The organism is Streptomyces sp. NBC_00287, assembly GCF_036173105.1.
Classification (GTDB): Bacteria; Actinomycetota; Actinomycetes; order Streptomycetales; family Streptomycetaceae; genus Streptomyces.
Genome location: NZ_CP108053.1, coordinates 1,610,198 through 1,626,767 on the forward strand (window position 1 = coordinate 1,610,198; position 16,570 = coordinate 1,626,767).

11 protein-coding genes are annotated in these 16,570 nt (G+C 70.5%); 6 read left to right on the forward strand and 5 right to left on the reverse strand.

The window, feature by feature from the left end:
• Positions 1-25: 25 nt before the first annotated feature.
• Together OHT76_RS07310 and OHT76_RS07315 are read right to left on the reverse strand one after the other, a co-directional pair.
• Positions 26-919: a hypothetical protein gene (locus tag OHT76_RS07310; protein ID WP_328869931.1), complete on the reverse strand. Its 894-nt coding sequence runs from the start codon at positions 917-919 to the stop codon at positions 26-28.
• A gap of 133 nt (positions 920-1,052) precedes the next feature.
• Positions 1,053-3,020 carry an acetoacetate--CoA ligase gene (locus OHT76_RS07315; RefSeq protein ID WP_328869932.1) on the reverse strand — a complete coding sequence of 656 codons (1,968 nt, stop codon included), beginning with the start codon at positions 3,018-3,020 and terminating at the stop codon, positions 1,053-1,055.
• A gap of 213 nt (positions 3,021-3,233) precedes the next feature.
• Between OHT76_RS07315 and OHT76_RS07320 the strand changes: the two genes are divergently transcribed.
• Positions 3,234-5,600, forward strand: coding sequence for a glycoside hydrolase family 31 protein (locus OHT76_RS07320; protein WP_328869933.1), 2,367 nt, complete (start codon positions 3,234-3,236; stop codon positions 5,598-5,600).
• A gap of 2 nt (positions 5,601-5,602) precedes the next feature.
• On the opposite strand, the gene OHT76_RS07325 is transcribed toward OHT76_RS07320, so the two are convergent.
• Positions 5,603-6,139: an NUDIX domain-containing protein gene (locus OHT76_RS07325; protein WP_328869934.1), complete on the reverse strand. Its 537-nt coding sequence runs from the start codon at positions 6,137-6,139 to the stop codon at positions 5,603-5,605.
• Between the two features lie 159 nt (positions 6,140-6,298).
• Here OHT76_RS07325 and OHT76_RS07330 point away from each other — a divergent pair, with 159 nt between their 5' ends.
• The 5 genes from OHT76_RS07330 (at position 6,299) to glpK (ending at position 12,287) form a co-directional block, all read left to right on the forward strand.
• The gene (locus OHT76_RS07330; protein ID WP_328876474.1) at positions 6,299-6,721 is read left to right on the forward strand and encodes a Zn-ribbon domain-containing OB-fold protein; all 423 of its coding nucleotides are present in this window, start codon (positions 6,299-6,301) and stop codon (positions 6,719-6,721) included.
• A gap of 4 nt (positions 6,722-6,725) precedes the next feature.
• A complete protein-coding gene (locus OHT76_RS07335; RefSeq protein ID WP_328869935.1) occupies positions 6,726-7,916 on the forward strand; it encodes a lipid-transfer protein in 1,191 nt (396 codons plus the stop codon).
• 121 nt (positions 7,917-8,037) lie between these two features.
• Positions 8,038-9,696 carry a GGDEF domain-containing protein gene (locus OHT76_RS07340; RefSeq protein WP_328869936.1) on the forward strand — a complete coding sequence of 553 codons (1,659 nt, stop codon included), beginning with the start codon at positions 8,038-8,040 and terminating at the stop codon, positions 9,694-9,696.
• A gap of 331 nt (positions 9,697-10,027) precedes the next feature.
• Positions 10,028-10,753, forward strand: a complete 726-nt coding sequence (locus OHT76_RS07345) for an MIP/aquaporin family protein (protein ID WP_328869937.1) — start codon at positions 10,028-10,030, stop codon at positions 10,751-10,753.
• A gap of 22 nt (positions 10,754-10,775) precedes the next feature.
• Positions 10,776-12,287 carry a glycerol kinase GlpK gene (gene glpK / locus OHT76_RS07350; RefSeq protein ID WP_328869938.1) on the forward strand — a complete coding sequence of 504 codons (1,512 nt, stop codon included), beginning with the start codon at positions 10,776-10,778 and terminating at the stop codon, positions 12,285-12,287.
• Positions 12,288-12,365: 78 nt separating this feature from the next.
• On the opposite strand, the gene OHT76_RS07355 is transcribed toward glpK, so the two are convergent.
• Together OHT76_RS07355 and OHT76_RS07360 are read right to left on the reverse strand one after the other, a co-directional pair.
• Positions 12,366-12,971: a GTP-binding protein gene (locus tag OHT76_RS07355; RefSeq protein WP_328869939.1), complete on the reverse strand. Its 606-nt coding sequence runs from the start codon at positions 12,969-12,971 to the stop codon at positions 12,366-12,368.
• A complete protein-coding gene (locus tag OHT76_RS07360; RefSeq protein WP_328869940.1) occupies positions 12,952-16,569 on the reverse strand; it encodes a hydantoinase B/oxoprolinase family protein in 3,618 nt (1,205 codons plus the stop codon). The genes OHT76_RS07355 and OHT76_RS07360 overlap by 20 nt, the downstream gene beginning before the upstream one ends.
• Between the last annotated feature and the right edge of the window lies 1 nt (position 16,570).

Here is a 16,570-nt window from a genome sequence, read left to right on the forward strand (position 1 = left end):
TACGGGTGGGGCGCCCCTCCCGCGTTCAGTGCGTGTGTCCTGAGGCCGCTCCCGCTTCTCCGAGGTCCGGCGGGACGGTGTAGTCGACACCTGACTCCGGGGAGATGAGGTCGCCGGACTCGACGTCCGTGCAGTAGGCGTCGAAGACCTCGCCGGCGGTGAGGGGTTCCAGGCCGTCTCCGCGCAGGCGCCAGCCGTAGATAGTGTCGGTGGCGCCGGGTGTGCTGGTGCGCATGACGAGTCCGCCGGCGCTCTGGGTGGCGATGCCCAGAGCCAGCACCGTCGTGAATTCGAGGGCTTCGGCCTCGTCGAGTTCCGTGGTGCCGCCCGTGTCCTCGTCGGCGTGCAGGACGGAGACCAGTGCTTCCGGTGTGGCGGAGACGCTGCAGACGAGGTGTCGGTGGCCGGGCCGGGCTGTGTCGAGGATGCGGACGAGCAGGGACGAGGCCCGGGCGAATGCGGCGCGGCCGATGTCCTCGCCGCAGGTGGCGCATGTGCCCAGGCGGGCCAGGAGGGTGGATGCATACTCCCAGGTGGCCTGGCGGACTGCCTCGTCGATGAGGTCCGGGACGAGGTCGGCCAGGGGCTGGCCGTCGTAGGGGAGGCTGGGGCCGGTGGTCGCGAGTTCGGCGGTGAAGCGTGTGCGGCTGGACGGGTTGTCGGGGTCCAGGCCGGTGTCTGTGCAGAAGTCGGCGTACTCCTGCGGGTCGAAGAGGGCCACTGTGGTGTGGCTGCCTTGGGAGGCTCGTGTTTTGAGAAGGGCCTCGACCTGTTGGAGGTAGATGGTGTGGTCGTCGAAGGTGAAGCTGCGATAGCGCCGCATGGTGCGGAAGTCGTGCTCGTCGGTGAGCAGGCCGATGGTTCCGGCGATTTCGCGGCGCAGGACGCGTCGCATGGTCGGGTGGTCGGTGTGCGCCATGTTTCCCCCTGTGCACGGTCGATCAATGCTCACTCACAGTAACCGGCGGCACTGACAATGGGCCTGGCCTCGGACTTTGCCGGTTTGTTCGGCGTCCGAGGCCAGGGCGCGGGGCTGTTCCGGCGCGGGTCGATCAGGAGCGCTTGCGGGCGAGGTCCTCGTAGAAGTGCAGGAGGTCGAGGTTGTCGATGGAGCCCGGGTTGACGGCCTTGTCCAGGGGGGTGCCCTGGAGGAGGCGCTTGACGGGTACCTCGATGCGCTTGCCGGTCAGGGTGTGGGGGACGCCCGGCACCTCGATGACCTCGTCGGGAACGTGGCGCGGTGAGAGCTGTTCGCGGATGGTCTGCTTGATGCGGTTCAGCAGGGCCTCGTCGAGGACCACGCCCGGAGCCAAGTGGACGAAAAGCGGCATCCAGTAGCCGCCGTCGGGCTGTTCGATGCCGACGACCAAGGATTCCTTGATCTCGGGGAGCCGCTCGACGGCTTCGTAGATATCGGCCGAGCCCATCCGGACGCCCTGGCGGTTGAGCGTGGAGTCGGACCGGCCGTGGATGACGACCGAGCCGTGTGCGGTGACGGTGATCCAGTCTCCGTGGCGCCAGACGCCGGGGTAGGTGTCGAAGTAGCTGTCGTGGTAGCGGCTGCCGTCGGGGTCGTTCCAGAAGCGGATCGGCATGGACGGCATCGGGTTGGTGACGACGAGCTCGCCGACCTCGTCGATCAGGGGCTTGCCGCTCGGGTCCCAGGACTGCAGGTCGGTGCCGAGGCTGGGGGCCTGGAGCTCGCCGATGTGGACGGGGAGGGTCGGTACGGCTCCCGCGAAGCAGGAACAGACGTCGGTTCCTCCGCTGACGGAGGCGATCCAGAGGTCCTCGCGGACTTCGTCGTGCAGCCAGCGGAAGCCGTCGGGCGGCAGGGGTGAACCGGTGGTGGCGACGCACTGCACCTTCGAGAGGTCGAAGTCGCGTCCCGGGTGCACGTCCGCTTTGCGGCAGGCCATGACGTACGCGGCGGAGGTGCCGTAGAGGGTGGCTCCGGTTCGTTCTGCCACGCGCCACTGGGCGCCGGTGTCCGGGTACCCGGGGCTGCCGTCGTAGAGGACGATCGTGGTGCCGGTGAGGAGGCCGGAGACGAGGAAGTTCCACATCATCCAGCCGGTCGAGGTGTACCAGAAGAAGGTGTCGTCCGGGCCGAGATCGTTGTGCAGGCCGAGCTGTTTGAGGTGCTCGACGAGGATGCCGCCCTGGGACTGGACGATGGCCTTGGGCAGGCCGGTGGTGCCGGAGGAGTAGAGCACCCACAGGGGGTGGTCGAAGGGCACCTGCTCGAAGACGGGTTCGGTGTCGGCGCCGGTGAGGGCCGACCATTCCAGGGCGCCGTCGCGGGCCTCGGTGCCGAGGAGCGGGATGTGGACGACGGCGCGCAGGGTGGGCAGTTCGCGGCGCAGTTCGGCGACGGTGTCGCGGCGGTCGTGTTGCTTGCCGCCGTAGCGGTAGCCGTCGACGGTGAACAGGACGACCGGTTCGACCTGCTGGAAGCGGTCGAGGACGCTGCGGGCGCCGAAGTCGGGCGCGCAGGAGGTCCATACGCCGCCCACGGCGGCCGTGGCGAGGAGGGCGACGACGGCCTGGGGGATGTTCGGCAGGTAGCCGCTGACGCGGTCTCCGGGGCGTACGCCGAGGGCGCGCAGTTCGGCGGCGAGGGAGCCGACCTGGCGGGTCAGCTCGGACCAGGTCACCGGGGTCGGTTCGTGGGTCTCGTCGACGTGGAGGAGTGCGGGTTCGTCGGCGCGGGTCGCGGCGGCCCGGAGGGCGTGCTCGGCGTAGTTCAGGGTGGTACCGGGGAACCACTGGGCGCCGGGCATCGCGCGGCTGCCCAGCACACGCGCGTAGGGCGTCGAGAACCGTACGTCGAACCACTCGGTCACGGCTTGCCAGAAGGTGTCCAGCTCCTCGACGGACCAGCGGTGCAGTGCCGCGTAGCCGCCCTCGGCCGGGGCTCCGTGGCGTTCTGCCGCCCAGGCCTGGAACTTCGTGACCTGTGCGTGGGCGATGCGTTCCGGATCCGGCTGCCAGAGCGGCTCGGGGTTCAGGGTCGACATGGGGCGGCTCCCGGACTGTGCGCGTCGTGTGCGTCGTCCGCGCACGAGCTGGGGTGTGCGCGTGACGCGGCTGATACGGACGATGCCATGTGATCGACTCCGGCACCAGGGCGCCCGCCACATAGTCCGTGTCGTGAAGATGTGGTCCCGGCACGGGTGAACGGCAGTTGAACGACACGCACGCGTGGGGCAGTCAATGGCAGGCTGAGCAGCATGGACGGTCGTGACCTGGTGCGTTCGGTGAAGGTGGTCGGTTCTACGGGGGCGGCCCAGGGGTTGCGTACCGTGCGGGCGGCATGGCGCAGGCGGCGCGCGGACGCCGCCGGGCTGCCGCCCAGGGGGGCCGAACGCGCACGCGTGCCCGGTCCCGTGCAGCATGTGGAGCCCGGCCCTGGCGGTGGCGTCCTGCGGTTCAGCCGGACTCTGCTGCGCATCACGGTGACGGTCAACGGTGCCGTGTTCTGGGGCTGGGACGGGGCGGAGGCCGAGCCGTCGTACGCGCTGGCCGGCCGTTGCCCGGAGCCGGATCCCCGGGCCGTGCTGGAGCCGGACAAGGACGGCGGCTGGCGGGTGGTGGCAGAGCGGGTGACGGTCGTGGTGTCGCGGCACGGTGCCGTCGAGGTGCGTACGCCAGGTGGCGTCACCCTGCGCCGGGATCTGCCGCCGCGGTGGTGGGAGCCGGTGGAGGGCGGGCAGGCGCGCTGGATGCAGCGGTCGGAAGTGGCCGCGGACGCGCGGTTCTTCGGGCTCGGCGGGCGGCCGTCGGGGCCCCGGCTGCGGGACGGCACGTATCACCTGTGGAACACCGACCCCGGTCGTGCCTTCGGGCCGGACGACGATCCGCTGTACATCACGATGCCGGTGCAGATGGTGGTGGCCGACGCGGCAACGCATCTGGTGTTCCACGACACCTCATGGGACGGCACCGTGACGTTGCGGGAGGGCGAGGAGGGCGCCGGTTCCGGGCACGACCGGGCGGGGACGTGCGAGGTGCGGATGGACGGCGGGCCGCTGCGCTGCTGGGTCATGGTGGGCACGCCCGCGCGCGTACTGCTCACCTGGGCCTCGCTCACCGGAGCACCGACTGTGCCGCCCGCGTGGGCGCTCGGGCACCATCACGCGCGGTGGGGTTTCGGCAGCGAGCAGGAAGTGCGGCGGATCGTTTCGGGATACCTGGAGCGCGGGCTGCCGCTGGACGCGGTCCATCTGGACATCGACCACTACGACGGCCATCAGGTCTTCACCGTCGACCACGATCGCTTCCCCAAACTGCCCCAGCTCGCCGAGGAGCTGCGACGGGACGGGGTCCGGCTGGTGTCGATCGTCGATCCGGCGGTCAAAGCCGCTCCCGGGAACGCGGTGTACGACAGCGGGTCGGCAGTGGACGCGTTTGTGCGGGACGCCTCCGGTCGGCTCGTGGAGGGGGTCGTCTGGCCGGGGGAAGCGGTGTTCCCGGACTTCACGCACGCGCGCGTGCGTGAGTGGTGGGGCGCGCTCTACGAGGAGCGGCTGGCGCAGGGCTTCGCGGGCTTCTGGCACGACATGAACGAACCCACCTCGTTCACCGCGTTCGGGGAGTCGACGTTGCCGCGTTCTGCCCGGCACTCCCTGGAGGGGCGGGGCGGCGACCACCGCGAGGCGCACAACGTCTACGCGCTGTGCATGGCCAGGGCAGCGTACGAGGGGCTGCGTGAACTGGCGCCGCAGGAGCGGCCCTTTGTCTTCTCCCGCTCCGGGTGGGCCGGTCTCCAGCGCTACGGCGGGACGTGGTCGGGTGATGTGGCGACGGGGTGGCCGGGACTACGGGCCTCATTGTCCCTGGTGATGGGGCTCGGGGTGTGCGGGGTGCCGTACTCGGGGCCGGACGTGGGCGGTTTCGACGGGAGCCCGTCTCCCGAGCTGTATCTGCGGTGGTTCCAATTGGCCGCGTATCTGCCGCTGTTCCGTACGCACGCGAGTCTGCGGGCGGGGCGCAGAGAGCCGTGGGAGTTCGGTCTTGAGGTGTTGGAGCACACGCGCGTGGCGCTGTTGGAACGCCGGCGGCTGCTGCCGTACTTTCTGACGCTCGCGCATCTGGCTCGGCGTGCCGGGGCGCCCTATGTGCGGCCGGTCTGGTGGGGCGCCCCCGAGGACCGGGCGCTGCGTGACTGTGAGGATGCCTTCCTGCTGGGTGACTGTCTGCTGGTGGCTCCGGTCCTCGATCCGGGCGCGGACCGGCGTGCGGTGCAGCTGCCGCGGGGGCGGTGGTACGACACGGTGACGGAGCGGGTGTACGAGGGGCCGGGGCAGGTGCTGGTCGACGCGCCGCTGTCCCGTATCCCGGTGCTCGCGCGCGCGGGTGCCGTCGTGCCCGTGCGCGGGGAGGACGGCGGACTGGAGCTGGAGGTGTGGGCACCGGCCCGGGGCAGGACCGGCGGCGGGCTGGTCGTGCCGGATGCGGGCGACGGCTGGGCCGAACCGGAGGTCGAACGGTACGTCGCCCGCTGGGAGGGCCGACAGGTGGTCGTGGAGCGGGACGGTGAGGGCGGCGTCACCGAGCCGCCCTACCCGGTACGGGTGCGAGGGCTCTCGCCGGCCTGAGGTCAGATGTAGCGGCCCTCGAACCAGGCCCGCACGGCCACGGTGTGCAGGGGGAAAGCGAGTTCCTCGGGGCGGCGCAGGAGGTGCCAGCCCTCCGTCTCGTCCGTCTCGGCGGACGCCGGGAGGTTGTCGGCCGGCCGCTCCGGGAGGACCCCGAAGAGCAGCAGATGGCCGTCGGGCGAGCTCATCGCGTCCACCAGCCGTACGTCCCTGGCGGCGGCGTCGATGCCGGTCTCTTCCTTGAGTTCGCGGACCAGGGCCTGCCGCCAGTCCTCCCGGTCGTCGATGTAACCGCCGGGCAGAGCGATACCCCCGCGCGCGGGAGCGACGGTGCGGGTGATGACGACCAGGGCGGTGCCCTGCGTGTCGTACACGGGCTGGAGGGCGACGGCGACCGGCAGAGGATTGCGGTAGGCCACCGTGCCGCAGACCGGGCAGGTGCGGGGCCAGCCGATGACGCCCTCTCCATAGGACGCTCCGCAGCTCGAACAGTGGGAGCCGGGCGCGGAGTTGGGGTTGGAGTGTTGAGTTTCGGACACGCGGCGGACTGTATCCGATCACCGGACGGACGTCTTCCGGGGGCGGGCGCTCCACAGCAACGCAGGGAGCGGTGCCCATTCCCGGATGACCGTGGCACACTTCTGACGTTCCGTCAGATCTGTTGCCGGGGAGGGGTTTTGTCACGTACACGTACGCCCGTGGTCGCCGGATGGTTCGCCGGGGACGGAGACGACTTCCGACTTCTCGGAACGCGCTGCTCCGCCTGCACTTCGCTCTTCGTTCCCCGCGAAGACGCACACTGCCGCAACCCTGGGTGCCCGGGCGGCGACCTGGAGGAAGTCCCGCTGTCCCGGCGGGGCCGCGTCTGGTCGTACACGGACAGCCAATACCGGCCACCGTCACCCTATGTGACCGATCCGGAACTTCCGTGGGAGCCGTGCACGTTGATCGCTGTGGAACTGGCCGCCGAGCGCCTGGTGGTGCTGGGGCAGGCGGTTCCCGGGGTCACCGTCGGCGATCTGACGGTGGGCATGGAGGTGGAGGTCGTGCCGGGCGTGCTCCATGAGGACGCGGAGGCGGTCTGGACGACCTGGCAGTGGCGGCCGACGAGGGGGCGGTGACGGCATGGCGGAGGATGTGGCGGTGCTCGGTGTGGGGCTGCACCCGTGGGGCAAGTGGGGGCGCGGCTTCGTCGAGTACGGGACCGCGGCCGCACGTGCGGCGCTTGCCGACGCGGAGTTGGACTGGCGGGACGTCCAGTCGATCGTCGGTGCGGACACCGTGCGGGGCGGCTATCCGGGGTATGTCGCCGGGGCGACGTTCGCGAAAGCGCTCGGCTGGCAAGGCGCCCGGGTCACCAGCGTGTACGCCGCATGCGCGTCCGGGGCGCAGGCCATCGGTGCCGCGCGGGCGCAGATCCTTGCGGGGCTCGCGGACACGGTGCTCGTGGTGGGAGCCGACGCCGCCCCCAAGGGCTTCTTCCGGCCGGCGGGAGGGGACCGGCCCGACGATCCGGACTGGCTCCGCTTCCGGGTCCTCGGGGCGACGAATCCGACGTACTTCGGGCTGTACGCGCGTCGGCGCATGGCCCTGCACGGGGACACGCCCGAGGACTTCGCACAGGTCAAGGTGAAGAACTCCGCCATGGGGGCGCTGAATCCGTACGCGCGCTATCGCAAGCGGGTCACGGCGGAGGAGGTGGCCGCCTCCGCGGTGGTCGCCGATCCGCTGCGGCTGTTGGACATCTGCGCGACCTCGGACGGCGGGGCGGCGCTGGTGCTGTCCAGCATGGAGTTCGCGCGCCTGCACGGCGTGGCGGAGCCGGTGCGGATCCGCGCGGTGTCCACGGTGACCCCGCGCTACCCCAACACCGTGCTCGACCTGCCGGACATCGCGACGGACTCGGCCGTCGCGGTGGAGCCGGGTGCGGAGTCCTTCCGGGCGTCGATCGCCACCGCCGCCTACGAGGAGGCCGGCATTGGACCCCAGGATCTCTCCCTCGCGGAGGTCTACGACCTGTCGACCGCGCTGGAGTTGCAGTGGTACGAGGATCTGGGGCTGTGCGCCGAGGGCGAGGGCGCGAAATTGCTGCGGGAGGGCGCGACCGGCCCGGGCGGTCGCATACCCGTGAACACCAGCGGCGGGCTGGCCTCTTTCGGCGAGGCCGTACCCGCCCAGGCAGTCGCCCAAGTGTGTGAGCTGACGTGGCAGTTGAGGGGCGCTGCGGGCGAGCGGCAGGTCGCTGGCCCGCGCGTGGGCCTCTCGGCGAACCAAGGGTTGTTCGGGCACGGCTCGGCAGTGATCGTCGTGCGTTGATGCGGGCGGTGCATGAGGGCCGAATGTGGGAGCAGTCCACGCTCTGTGACCATCCCGGAATCCTGCGTGAACGTCTCATGAACTGGGCTCGGGGGCGTGAAGGGAGCGCGATTATGCTGGCGTGCACTCCTGGTCGGATACTCTCCGCTTCGCCTTCCAGCCGGTGGTCAATCTGACGACCGGTGGAGTGGCAGGGCTGGAGGTTCTTGCCCGTCCGGAGACCGGCGACATCCTGGCCGAAGCCCGACGGGACCCCGAACTCGACAGCGGCCTCGCCGTGTCGGCGGTCCGGGCGGCGGCCCGCAAGGAGACCCTGCTGCCGCTGCACGTCAACGTCTTCGCCGCCACCCTCGCCGACCTCGGCGGACTGCCCCAACTGGCCGACGCCGTACGGGAGGCGGGGCGGATGCCCTGGGAGGTGACCCTCGACATCGTCCCGCCGTACACGCACGTGCCTCAGCAGGCGCTGCTGGAGGCGGTGGCGGCGTTGCGGGAGCAGGGCTTCCGGATCAGTGCGGACGGCGTCGGGGACGGCGACATACCCCTGCGACTGCTCGTCGATCTGGCGCCCGACCTGCTGAAGCTGGACGCGTCGACGCTGGCGCGATCGGCGGCGGTGCGCGCGATGCGGACCCTGTGCGATGAGCTGGGTGCGCTGTTGTGCGTGGAGGGTGTCGAGACGGAACTGCAGTGTGCGGCGGCGGTTTCGGCCGGCGCGCAACTGGCGCAGGGTGAGCTGTTCGCGCCGCCGGCCCGGCTGCCCGCGGCGGACGTATACGTTCCGCCCCGCCGCCCCGGCGGCGGGACGCCTCAGCGTTCGGGCCCGGCGGTGCGGGAGTTCGTACGGCCCGCCGCACTGCTGCCGGCCACCGCGTCGGCCGGTCAGGTGCGCACTCTCCTGACCGGATCACCGGACGTGTCAGGGGTACTGCTCGTCGACACGCGCGGGGTGCCCGTCCGCTCGGTGCACCGCTCCCGCTTCTTGCTGTCCATGTCGGGGCGCTACGGCCATGCCCTGTATGCCGATCGGCCGGCGTTCAAGCTCGGCGATCCGCCCCGGACGGTAGGCGTCGACGCCACCGCCTGGGAGGTGCTGGACGTCGTGGCGGTCGGCGGCCCGGACCGTACGTCCGACGACGTGGCGGTCGTGGACCGGTACGGGCGGTGTGTCGGCGTCGTACGGCTCGCGGACCTCGTACGGGCGCTCGCCGAGTCGCGTGTCGAGGAGGCCGCCGGGCTCAACCCGCTGACGCGGCTGCCCGGTTCGGATGCGATCACCGGCGAGGTGGACCGGCGGATCGCGGACGGGCTGACGTTCGCCCTGAGTTGGCTGGATGTCGACCACTTCAAGCAGGTCAACGACGGCGCGGGATTCGCGGCCGGCAACGAGTTGATCCGGGCGGTGGGGCGGACCTTGCAGCATGCGGCGTCCGGCGGCACGCGCGTGGGGCACATCGGTGGCGACGACTTCCTGGTGCTCGCGGATCCGGAGGGTCTTGATCCGCTGGCCGCCACCGTGCTGGACACTCCCTGGTCGGCGGGCGGACGGCCCGTCACACTGTCCCTGGCCACGATCCTGTGCGTGCCGGGGAGCGTGACGGACCATCGGCAGGCGGCTGCCTGTCTGGCGCCGCTGAAACAGGCTGCCAAGTCCCTGCGCGGGGCCAGCTGGGTGCTGGGCCGCGCCGGGCTGCCCGGTCACGAGATCCGGCGCGGCGCCGGAGCCGCGGCCGCGGCCGCGCAGGCGCAGTGGGCGGTCGCGGAGCCGGGCAGGGGCTGAATCCGGGCCTGTCGGTGTCATGTGCGACCGCACAGACGTCCCGTCAACCGTTGCCGTCCGCGACCTTGACGGCCTTGGGACACCGGTGAACACTTCCGGTGTCAGTCGACATCGCCGTACATTCACCGCGTACCAGGCACTGCGCCGCGCGGGCTCCGCCTGATCCAGCCACGGCCACTCCCCGGGGGCGATGCGACGACGACGGCACGCTCGTCACGGACGCCGGGCGGGGCGCGGGACACTCCCTGCCTTCGGCTGAAGTCGCCGTGGGAAACGCACCCTGCACGGAGGACCGGGGTCGATCATCCCGGGCCAGGGCCTAGGAGCCGCCATGAGCAACGGAGACATCTTCCTCGGTGAGGTCATCGGAACCGCGATCCTGATCCTCTTCGGCGCCGGAGTCGTCGCCGCCGTCGTACTGAACTACTCCAAGGCTAAGGACGCGGGCTGGGTCGTCATCGCGTTCGGCTGGGGCTTCGGGGTGTTGGCCGGGGCGTACACGGCCGCGCCGCTGTCCGGTGGGCATCTGAACCCGGCGGTGACCCTGGGGATCGCCATCGACACCGGGGAATGGGACAAGGTCCATATCTACGTCGCCGGGCAGATGGTCGGCGCGATCCTCGGCGCGGTGCTGTGCTGGCTGGTCTACTTCGCGCAGTTCCAGGCCAACGCCGAGGAGGACAAGGCGCAACCGACCCTGGGGATCTTCTCCACCTCGCCCGCGATCCGCAATCCCGTGGCGAACCTCATCACCGAGATCATCGCGACCGTCGGACTGGTGCTGCCGATCCTGGCGTTCGGACTGACCGAGGGGCTCGGCGAGTCCGGTACGGCGATCCTGATCGTCTCCTTCCTGGTGGTCGGCATCGGTCTGTCGCTCGGCGGTCCCACCGGATACGCCATCAACCCTGCCCGCGACCTGGGCCCGCGGTTGACACACGCCGTCCTGCCGATCCCCAACAAGGGCACCTCGGACTGGGGTTACGCGTGGATCCCGGTGGTGGGACCGCTGATCGGCGGGGCGCTGTCCGGGCTCATCTTCAACGCAGCCTTCTGAAGGAACCGACGAAGGGGACGTCATGACGGACAAGTTCGTCGCCGCTATCGACCAGGGCACCACCTCCAGCCGCTGCATCATCTTCGATCAGAACGGCGCGATCGTCGCCGTCGACCAGCGCGAACACCGCCAGATCTTCCCCAAGCCGGGCTGGGTGGAGCACGACGCCACCGAGATCTGGTCCAAGGTGCAGGCTGTGGTCGCCGGGGCCATCGCCAAGGCCGGGCTGCGCGCCGACCAGCTCAGCGCGCTCGGCATCACCAACCAGCGCGAGACGACCGTCCTGTGGGACCGCGCGACCGGAAAGCCCGTGCACAACGCGATCGTGTGGCAGGACACCCGCACTTCGGCGCTGTGCAACCAACTCGGCGGCTCGGACGGGCAGGACCGTTTCCGCGAGCAGACCGGGCTGCCGCTGGCCAGCTACTTCTCCGGGCCCAAGGCGGCCTGGCTGCTGGACAACGTGCCAGGGCTCCGGACCCGCGCCGAGCGCGGCGAGATCGCCTTCGGCACCATCGACTCCTGGCTGATCTGGAACCTCACGGGCGGCACGGACGGCGGCCGGCATGTCACCGATGTGACGAACGCCGGACGCACCATGCTGATGAATCTGGAGACCCTTCAGTGGGACCCCTCGATCCTCGCCGCCATGAACGTCCCCGAGGCGGTGCTGCCCGAGATCCGGTCCTCCGCCGAGGTGTACGGCACCGCAGTCGGCCAGCTCGCCGGGGTGCCGGTCGCCTCCGCGCTGGGCGACCAGCAGGCCGCGATCTTCGGGCAGGCCTGCTACGACGTGGGCACGGCGAAGAACACGTACGGCACGGGCAGCTTCCTGCTGCTCAACACCGGCAACCGGCCGGTGCCTTCGAAGAGCGGCCTGCTGACGACGATGGGCTACAAGATCGGCAGTGAGGCGCCGGTGTACTGCCTGGAGGGGTCGATTGCCATAACGGGTGCGCTGGTCCAATGGTTCCGCGACCAGCTCGGCATCATCCGCACCGCGGACGAGATCGCGTCCCTCGCGGCCAGCGTCGACGACAACGGAGGCGCGTACATTGTGCCCGCGTTCTCCGGCCTGTTCGCGCCGTACTGGCGCTCGGACGCGCGCGGGGTGGTCACCGGGCTCACCCGGTACGTCACCAAGGGGCATCTCGCGCGTGCGGTGCTGGAGGCGACGAGCTGGCAGACGCGCGAGGTGGTGGACGCCATGTTCCAGGACTCCGGGGTGCAGATCACCACCTTGAAGGTGGACGGTGGCATGACGAAGAACAACCTGCTCATGCAGCACCAGGCGGATGTGCTCGATGTGCCGGTGATCCGGCCCAGGGTGTCCGAGACGACTTGTCTGGGCGCCGCGTACGCGGCCGGGCTCGCGACCGGTGTGTGGAACGACCTCGACGAGCTCAAGGCGCACTGGCAGAAGGACGTCGAGTGGACGCCGTCGATGGAGGCGGCGGTGCGGGACCGTGAGTACCGCAACTGGCGCAAGGCCGTGGAGAAGAGCTTCGGCTGGCTGGAGGACGGCGAGGAGTAGACACGCGCGCGTGCGGAGCTCCACGAGCCGCGGCCCGTACCCCGGTCGGCGGGGGTACGGGCCGTGCGCACGGCGGGTTCAGGTGGTGACGGCCTGCCTGCGGTCGGCCGCGTAGGCCATCGCGTGCTGGACGACCCCGATGAGGACCTCCTTGACGGACTCCCGGTCCCGGGCGTCACACAGTACGACCGGCACGTCGTCGTCGAGGTCGAGGGCGCGCTGGATGTCCTCGGCCGGGTAACGGGCGGCTCCCTCGAAGCAGTTGACGCCGACCAGGAAAGGTATGGAGCGCCGTTCGAAGTAGTCGACGGCGGCGAAGCAGTCCTCCAGGCGGCGGGTGTCGGCCAGCACGACAGCACCGAGCGCGCCCTCGGAGAGCTCGTCCCACATGAACCAGAACCGCTCCTGGCCGGGCGTCCCGAAGAGGTACAGCACAAGGTCCTCGCGCAGCGTGATGCGGCCGAAGTCCATCGCCACGGTGGTGGTGTTCTTGCCCTCCACCCCGCTCGTGTCGTCGATGGGGCGGCCGGCCTCGGTGAGGAACTCCTCGGTACGCAGCGGCCTGATCTCGCTGACCGCGCCGACCAGGGTGGTCTTGCCCACGCCGAAGCCGCCGGCCACGAGGATCTTGAGCGTGACGGGCTCGACCGGGGGCTTGCCACGCTCAGAACGCCCGAAGATCATCGATCTCTTCTCCTGCTTGATGGGGGTCGGGCGACGGGGAGCCGTAGCCTCCGCCGCCGGGGGTTTCGATGACGAGTACGTCGCCGGGGCCGACGTCCGCCGCGTCGCTGCCGCCGAGTGCGATGACCGTGCCGTCCGCCCGCTCCACGCGGTTGGCGCCGAGCGCGCCGGGTTCGCCGCCGGCCAGGCCGTACGGCGGGACCCTGCGGTGCTGGGAGAGCGTGGAGACGGTCATGGGCTCGTGGAAGCGGATCCGGCGCACGGCACCATCCCCGCCGCGCCACCTTCCGGCCCCGCCGCTGCCGCGCCGGACGGCGAACTCGTCGAGCTGCACGGGCAGTCGCCACTCCAGGACCTCGGGGTCGGTCAGCCGCGAGTTGGTCATATGGGTCTGTACGACGGGCGCGCCGGGGAAGCCGTCGCCCGCGCCGGATCCGGAGGCGACCGTCTCGTAGTACTGATGGCGCTCGTTGCCGAAAGTGACGTTGTTCATGGTGCCGGAGCCCTCGGCCTGGACGCCGAGCGCCGCGTAGAGCGCGCCGGTGATCGCCTGGGAGGTCTCCACATTGCCCGCGACGACCGCGGCCGGCGGTTCGGGGGCGAGCATGGAGCGGGGCGGTACAACGATCCTCAGAGGGCGCAGACAGCCGTCGTTGAGCGGGATGTCGTCATCGACGAGGGTGCGGAAGACGTACAGGACGGCCGCGTTGACCACGGAGAACGGGGCGTTGAAGTTGGTGGTCAGCTGGGGTGACGTACCGCTGAAGTCGACGGTGGCGGAGCGGTTTTCGCGGTCCACGCGCACGCGTACCCGGATGACGGCCCCGGAGTCGGTCTCGTAGGCGTACTCACCGTCGTCGAGGGCGTCGATGACGCGGCGGACGGCCTCCTCGGCGTTGTCCTGGACGTGCCTCATGTAGGCCTGGACGACATCGAGGCCGAAGTCCTCGATCATGCGGGCGACTTCGTCGACGCCCTTGCGGTTGGCGGCGATCTGAGCGCGCAGGTCGGCGAGGTTGGTTTTCGGGTTGCGGGAGGGGTAGGGCGCCTCGGTGAGCAGACCGAGGGTCTCCTCCTCGCGGAAGCGGCCGTTCTCGGCCAGCAGCCAGTTGTCGAAGAGGATGCCCTCCTCCTCGATGGTGCGGCTGTTCGCGGGCATGGAGCCGGGGGCGATGCCGCCGATCTCGGCGTGGTGGCCGCGGGAGGCGACGTAGAAGAGGATCCGGTCACCCTGCGTATCGAAGACCGGGGTGATCACGGTGACGTCGGGCAGGTGGGTGCCGCCGTGGTACGGGTCGTTGACCGCGTAGGTGTCGCCGGGCCGCATCGAGTCGCTTCGGCGGCGGATGACCTCCTTGACGCTGGTGCCCATCGAGCCCAGGTGGACGGGGATGTGCGGGGCGTTGGCCACCAGGTTTCCGTCCGGATCGAACAGGGCGCAGGAGAAGTCCAGGCGCTCTTTGATGTTGACGGACTGGGCGGTGGACTCCAGGCGAGCGCCCATCTGTTCGGCGATCGACATGAAGAGGTTGTTGAAGACCTCAAGCAGAACGGGATCTGCTTCTGTGTCGAGATCGGAACTCTCCGTAATCGCCGCACGTTCCATGACCAGATGCCCGTCGTCGGTCGTCGCGGCCCGCCAGCCGTCGTCGACGACGGTCGTCGCGCCGGCCTCGGTGATGATCGCGGGGCCGGTGACGGATTCGCCGGGAGGAAGGTCCTCGCGGCGGTGGAGGGGTACGTCGCGCCAGGCGCCGCCCGTGTGGAGACGGACGGTGTCGGGGGCGGAGGCACGGCCCTGGTGGGTGGCCAGGGCGGAGAGATCGGGGGGTTCGGTGATGCCGGTGGCTTCGACGGAGAGGGCTTCGACGACGATCGGGCGGTCGAGGACGAAGGAGTACGTGGCGCGATGACGTTCTTCGAAGGTGCGGCGCATGGTGTCGGGCTCCGTGAGCTCGACGGTGAGAGTGGTGTCGGTGCCGTCGTAGCGAAGCTGCGCGCGACGGATGACCTTGACTCTGTCCTCGGGGACGTCCTCGGCGAGGAGTTCGGAGCGGGCGGCGGCTTCCAGGTCTTCGGCGGTCTTGAGGACGCCCGGCATCGAGGCGGCCTCCAGGGGGGCCTCGACGGACTGTTCGCGCATGGCGGTGGTGTCGGCGAGGCCGATCCCGAGCGCGGACAGGACGCCGGCCATGGGCGGGACGAGGACGGTGCGGATGCCGAGCGAGTCGGCGACCATGCAGGCGTGCTGTCCGCCCGCACCACCGAAGGTGGTGAGGGCGTAGCGGGTGACGTCGTGGCCCTTCTGCACGGAGATCCGCTTGACCGCGTTGGCGATATTGGCGACGGCGATCTGGAGGTAGCCCTCGGCGACCTGCTCGGGGGTGCGGTCGTCGCCGGTGCGGTCCCGGATCTCGCGCGCAAGGGCGGCGAACCGGTCGCGGACGAGATCGGCGTCGAGCGGCTGGTCGCCGTCGGGGCCGAACACCGGCGGAAAGTGGGCCGGTTGGATGCGGCCGAGCATGACATTGGCGTCGGTCACGGCGAGCGGGCCGCCACCGCGGTAACAGGCGGGGCCGGGGTCCGCGCCCGCCGAGTCGGGTCCCACGCGGTAGCGGGAGCCGTCGAAGTGGAGGACGGAGCCGCCGCCCGCCGCGACGGTGTGGATGTCCAGCATGGGGGCGCGCAGCCGGACACCGGCGATCTGGGTGGTGAAGACGCGTTCGTACTCGCCGGCGAAGTGCGACACATCGGTGGATGTGCCGCCCATGTCGAAGCCGATGACCCGGTCGAATCCGGCCAGCTGCGACATGCTGGCCATGCCGACGATGCCGCCGGCGGGGCCGGAGAGGATGGCGTCCTTTCCGCGGAACTGCCCGGCTTCGGCGAGGCCGCCGTTGGACTGCATGAACATCAGCCGCACACCGTGGAGTTCGTCGGCGACATGCTGGACGTAGCGGCGCAGTACGGGCGAGAGGTAGGCGTCGACGACAGCGGTGTCCCCGCGCGGGACGAGCTTCATCAGCGGGCTGACCTCGCTGGACAGCGAGATCTGGGGGAAGCCGATCCGGGTGGCCAGTTGACCGACGGCCTGTTCATGGGCCGGGTGGAGGTGGCTGTGCATGCACACCACGGCGACAGCACGGATTCCGTCGTCGTAGGCCTCTTGCAAAGGCCCGGAGAGGGCTTCCAGGTCGGGGGCGCGCAGGACCGTGCCGTCTGCGGCGATGCGTTCGTCGACCTCGACGACCCGCTCGTACAGGAGCTCCGGGAGTTCGATGCGGCGGGCGAAGATGCGGGGGCGGTTCTGGTAGGCGATGCGCAGGGCGTCGCGGAAGCCGCGGGTGACGACCAGGAGGGTGCGCTCGCCCTTGCGCTCCAGGAGGGCGTTGGTGGCGACGGTGGTGCCCATACGGACGGCCTCGACGGGCTCCTCGGAGCCGTTCATCAGTCGGCGTACGCCCGCGACAGCCGCGTCGGAGTAGCGTGCGGGATTCTCCGAGAGCAGCTTGTGCGTGAGCAGACGGCCGTCCGGACGTCGCGCGACGATGTCGGTGAAGGTGCCGCCTCGGTCGACCCAGAACTGCCAGCCAGTCACG